This window comes from Synechococcus lacustris str. Tous, assembly GCF_003011125.1.
Classification (GTDB): domain Bacteria; phylum Cyanobacteriota; class Cyanobacteriia; order PCC-6307; family Cyanobiaceae; genus Synechococcus_D; species Synechococcus_D lacustris.
Map to the genome: position 1 here is coordinate 1 of NZ_PXVC01000110.1, position 4,601 is coordinate 4,601.

Consider the following 4,601-nt stretch of genomic DNA (forward strand, 5'->3'; position numbering starts at 1 on the left):
AGCGGTCACGCGTTTATGAGCTAGCCCGCATTGCAAATCCCAAACGCTGGAGCAGATCAATTCGTTGCTGGAAACTACCTGATTTGGTATGGATAAATGAACCATTAGCAACCCAGCAAACAAGCCTCCAGGTAACCTTGGCAAAGGAGGCATAAAACGCTTCCAAAGGGTGACATCTTTCCTGGCAGCTACCGCGGGGAAGCAAGGTTGCGCCAGCGGCGCTCACGAGGCCACCGGCCTGAACGCTGCGGCAGGGGTGAGGAAATTCACGCCGTTCCTCCGTATTCCTCTAGCAGCGAGATCACATCTTGGATTCGCCTGGCATTGCGTTCGGAGGGGTCGAGCTGGTGCCTGAGTTGGACAAGATTGCATTGAGCTTGGCGTCGAGCTCTGAAAGCCGCGCGTTCTCTTTCTTCAGCTGCTCGGTTTCGTTCATTATTTGCTCGTTCTCTTTCCTCAGCAGATCGGTTTCGTTCYTCAGYTGTTTGATCCGCTGCTCGCGCTCGATCGCTTGCTGCTCGAGCGCGTAGCTCTGCACTTTCATATCTACTGTTGGATGCCAATTTAAGTTCGCYAGCTGCCGCCGCCARGGCGATAAAGATGCAAGGAATTCCTGCTTGCTGCGGTAATGGGAAGGRAGTGGCGAATCCGGGGATAAAGACATGGTTGTAACTACTAAAAAGTGTGATCAATGCCAAAAGGATGGCAGCYGCAAAGGCAATCCARGCCTGGGGATCCAAYAATCTCAATTTAGCGRCCCCAAACCAAACSCACGYTTACTAATACACCTGTACTGCGCCAAACAAGTTTGCTTGGCGCATATAATTATATGCTGATAAGAGCATATGCGAGGCAAATAATAAGGTTGTTTTCAGCGCTCAATTCCGTTAACTCTAAGGCACACCATATATGGTGTGTGAAAAGCCAAGCTGAATAGGGTGTGGGAAATTGATTAATAAGCCAATGGCGCCAGAAGCAAGGTTTTGCGCCAGCGGTGCTCACTAGGCCACTGGCCTGAGCACCGCGGCAGGAGAAGAAAGCTCAAGCAAACCCGCCGTATGCCTCTAGGAGCCAATCACATCTCGGATTTGCTGGGCGTTGAGCTTTGATAGCCGCCAGCGTTTTGCGCCCGGGCGGGGCCTGGTGCCACCTCCAGCTGGAAACTCCCAAACCCACAGAACCCTCACGACCTGCAGCCAGAACAACGTTCAAAAGGCTTTCAAGAGTCCGCCGGCCTACACCCCCTACACCCCACAATCAGCCCGTTTGCGGGCAACAACCTTGGGGGCGAGCCAGGCGCCGGTGGACCCGGACCGGCCTACTCCAGACGCGCCGAACCGCCATCAGGCTCCACGATCAGATCTGCGGGGCGGCCAGAGCCAGAACATTTCCAATAGGGAGCGCATGAACAAGGCAGCGCGTACCTCAAGCCGGATTCGTCCTAATCGATAGAGAACAAGGCAAGGAGATCACGGCTGCCGTGGAGAATGCGAACCACAAGTACAGACGTGGTGCCAGGCTGAAACAGGATCAGGTAGCGCTGATGAACACAGCAACGGATATCAAGACCCAGTTCTGGGCGCGCGGGATAAGCAAGCGGCGTTAATCCGATTCGAGCGCAGTGCTCTCGGATGGCTTGGATAAACCGAATAGCTGCAGGCGCGCTATCAATCGCGATGGTGTCTGCGATCTCTTCCAGATCCAATTCAGCCTGCTGAGAAAAGACAACCTCCATCAAGGCTCAACCAACACAGATGCATGGTTGCTGTATTTCTGCTCGAGCCTCTGAAACACAGTTTCAGCGCTCTGGCCAGTACCGCTCTCCAGTCCAATGCGCACGTCTGCTTGAAGCGCCACCAGCGCCGCTTCACGACACTGCTCCTCATGCTCGAGGAGCCTAAGGGCATCGCGCACAACCTCGCTGGCACTTGCGTAGCGGCCACCACTGATCTGATTCTTGATGAACTGCTCGAAATGGGAACCGACGACGTAACTGGAAGGCATCACCGCTCGGGGAGAACCAAATCGATGCTATCAATCTTTGATAGCTATGGCACGAACTCGGAAATCTGCGTCAGAAACCAGGCATCCCCAGCGGTGCTCACCAGGCCACAGGCCTGAGCACTGCGGCAGGAGAAGAAAGCTCAAGCAAACCCTCCGTATTCCTCTAGCAGCGGTCGAGCTGGTGCCTGAGCCGAACAAGATTGCTACTGCTCCGCAGAAGCCCAGGGGCCTGACCGTGSTCTTTAAAGGACCACATCYCAKCCCARAGGCGGGCTCARACCTSGGARCTGTTTKGMAACAGGCGCACCAACATGCGGCGCTGGTGGTYTTGGCCACCAAAAAACACGGCCAGCACCTGGAYTTCCCGCTGCTCAGCGCGTGGGCGAAACCAATACACCGCACGATCGAGAGCCAGGTGTCGAAGGCCWGGSAGGAGATCATCGTGTGATTCTCCACGMAGGGGAGCTGTKGCCAACCGYTCGGCGGCAGTGATGATCGCCTCGATGCGCACCTGTGCGTGGCACTTGGCCTCCGCCAGTGGTTCTCCAAAGCCGCAGTAGGCCTGTGTSAGGTASTCGGTGATCAGCACCAGATCGTTGACGGCTTCTGCAGCGAAGACCACTGTCCACGGAGCCTCGCTCATCGGACCTGCGCCGCCAACCTKGCCCGCAGTTGATCGGCAGAGACGAAGGGCCCATTGGCGCGCTGCTGCAGCAAGGCCTGCAGGGCGGCTCGATCGGCTTGAGCATCAGCATCTTGCTGCTGCAGCAGGTCAAGGCCCTGCTGCAGCACAGCACTCACGGATGAGAAGCGACCAGCTTCCACAAGAGCCTTGGCAAAGGCATGCTGATCWTCGCGAAGAGACACTGAACTCTTGATAACCACTTGAGCACCATCTACACGCCGTCTCAAGTGTGACTGAGTAGCACCGGYCGGTCAAGRGCTCGCGCCAGGCCTGGAGATCAAACCASCCGCAGCCTTCACACCCGCGGCCAGAAAGCCACTTAGGCAGCTCCCCCTACACCCCACAATCGGCCCGTTTGCGTTCAACAACCTGGGGCGCCAGAGGGTGAGGAGTAGGGCATCCCGAAGAAACATGCGGCGTTCAGCGGAGCTGGGCGTGGGCAAATCGGCCGGGCCAACGCGAATGCCCAGGCTGCCGAGGGCAATGCGGGCAAGGATCACGGCGCGGGCTGGTGGCGTAACCAGTGGGCGAGGGCGGTGATCTGGGTGGCGGTATCGAAGCCCTGGAGCAGTTCGGGGGTGGGCTGGACAGCTTTCACGGCTTCAGGGTCAAGCCTTCTCCGGGATCAGACGCACCAGGTGTTAGTTCCAGCGCGGCAAAACGGGGGAAGCCCAGATTGCAATAATCCAAGCCTAAGGATCCAACAATCTCAATTTAGCGACCGCAAAATATGTTGGTTCCCGGTGCTCTATTCCGTTAACCCAAAGGCACGCCATATGTGGTGTAAAAAGCCAAACTGAATAGGGTGTGGGGAATGGATTAATAAACCAATCGCCCCAAGCCATGGCTCGGGCACTCAGCTGGCAACGGCATACGCACAACCTGACGGCTGTGACACCAGGCGGGGAAGCAAGGTTTTGCGCCAGCGGTGCTCACTAGGCCACTGGCCTGAGCACTGCGGCAAGGATTAGGAAGTTCAAGCCGTTCCTCCGTATTCCTCCAGCAGCGAGATCACATCTTGGATTCGCCTGGCATTGCGTTCGGAGGGATCGAGCTGGTGCCTGAGTTGGACAAGATTGCATTGAGCTTGGCGTCGAGCTCGGAAAGCCGCGCGTTCTCTTTCTTCAGCTGCTCGGTTTCGTTCATTATTTGCTCGTTCTCTTTCTTCAGCTGTTTTGTACTCTGCTCGAGCGCGTAGCTCTGCACTTTCATATCTACTGTTGGATGCCAATTTAAGTTCGCYAGCTGCCGCCGCCARGGCGATAAAGATGCAAGGAATTCCTGCTTGCTGCGGTAATGGGAAGGAAGTGGCGAATCCGGGGATAAAGACATGGTTGTAACTACTAAAAAGAGTAATTAGCGCCAAAAGGATGGCAGCTGCAAAGGCRATCCARGCCTGGGGATCCAACAATCTCAATTTARCGGCCCCAAACCAAACGCASGYTYAATAATACACCTGTACTGRCTRGCCRCSAAATATGTTGGTTCCGGGTGCTCTATTCCGTTWASCCAAAGGCACACCATATATGGTGTGTAAAAAGCCAAACTGAATAGGGTGYGGGGAATKGATTAATAAACCAATGGCGCCAGAWGCCAMGGCTWRGGCMMTCARCTRRCAACKGCATACGCACAACCTGACGGCCGTGGCTTCTGGCGGGGAAGCAAGGTTGCGCCAGCGGTGCTCACKAGGCCACWGGCCTGAGCACCGCGGCAGGGGTGGGGAAGTTCACGCCGTTCCTCYGTACTCCTCTAGCAGCGAGATCACATCTTGGATTCGCCTGGCATTGCGTTCGGAGGGGTCGAGCTGGTGCCTGAGTTGGACAAGATTGCATTGAGCTTGGCGTCGAGCTCTGAAAGCCGCGCGTTCTCTTTCTTCAGCTGCTCGGTTTCGTTCATTATTTGCGCGTTCTCT

Annotated in this window: 6 protein-coding genes; all 6 read right to left on the minus strand. The window is 56.1% G+C overall.

The features are described 5' to 3' along the window. Positions 1 to 301 precede the first annotated feature (301 nt). The 6 genes from C7K08_RS12750 to C7K08_RS15275 all read right to left on the minus strand — a co-directional run bounded on the left by C7K08_RS12750 (position 302) and on the right by C7K08_RS15275 (position 4,021). Complete coding sequence (locus tag C7K08_RS12750; RefSeq protein WP_161955923.1) at positions 302 to 664, minus strand: hypothetical protein; 363 nt, start codon at positions 662 to 664, stop codon at positions 302 to 304. 777 nt (positions 665 to 1,441) lie between these two features. Beyond that, positions 1,442 to 1,735 (minus strand): type II toxin-antitoxin system RelE/ParE family toxin, encoded by a 294-nt coding sequence (locus tag C7K08_RS12755; protein ID WP_106500954.1) that lies wholly within the window; start codon positions 1,733 to 1,735, stop codon positions 1,442 to 1,444. Beyond that, on the minus strand, positions 1,735 to 2,004 hold the full coding sequence (locus tag C7K08_RS12760) for a type II toxin-antitoxin system ParD family antitoxin (RefSeq protein WP_106500955.1): 270 nt from the start codon (positions 2,002 to 2,004) through the stop codon (positions 1,735 to 1,737). The genes C7K08_RS12755 and C7K08_RS12760 overlap by 1 nt, the downstream gene beginning before the upstream one ends. A gap of 639 nt (positions 2,005 to 2,643) precedes the next feature. Then, on the minus strand, positions 2,644 to 2,871 hold the full coding sequence (locus C7K08_RS12770; protein WP_241537261.1) for a type II toxin-antitoxin system ParD family antitoxin: 228 nt from the start codon (positions 2,869 to 2,871) through the stop codon (positions 2,644 to 2,646). A 69-nt stretch (positions 2,872 to 2,940) separates the two neighbouring features. Continuing rightward, positions 2,941 to 3,189: a hypothetical protein gene (locus C7K08_RS12775; protein ID WP_106500958.1), complete on the minus strand. Its 249-nt coding sequence runs from the start codon at positions 3,187 to 3,189 to the stop codon at positions 2,941 to 2,943. A gap of 511 nt (positions 3,190 to 3,700) precedes the next feature. Continuing rightward, complete coding sequence (locus C7K08_RS15275) at positions 3,701 to 4,021, minus strand: hypothetical protein (RefSeq protein WP_133165270.1); 321 nt, start codon at positions 4,019 to 4,021, stop codon at positions 3,701 to 3,703. Positions 4,022 to 4,601: the final 580 nt, after the last annotated feature.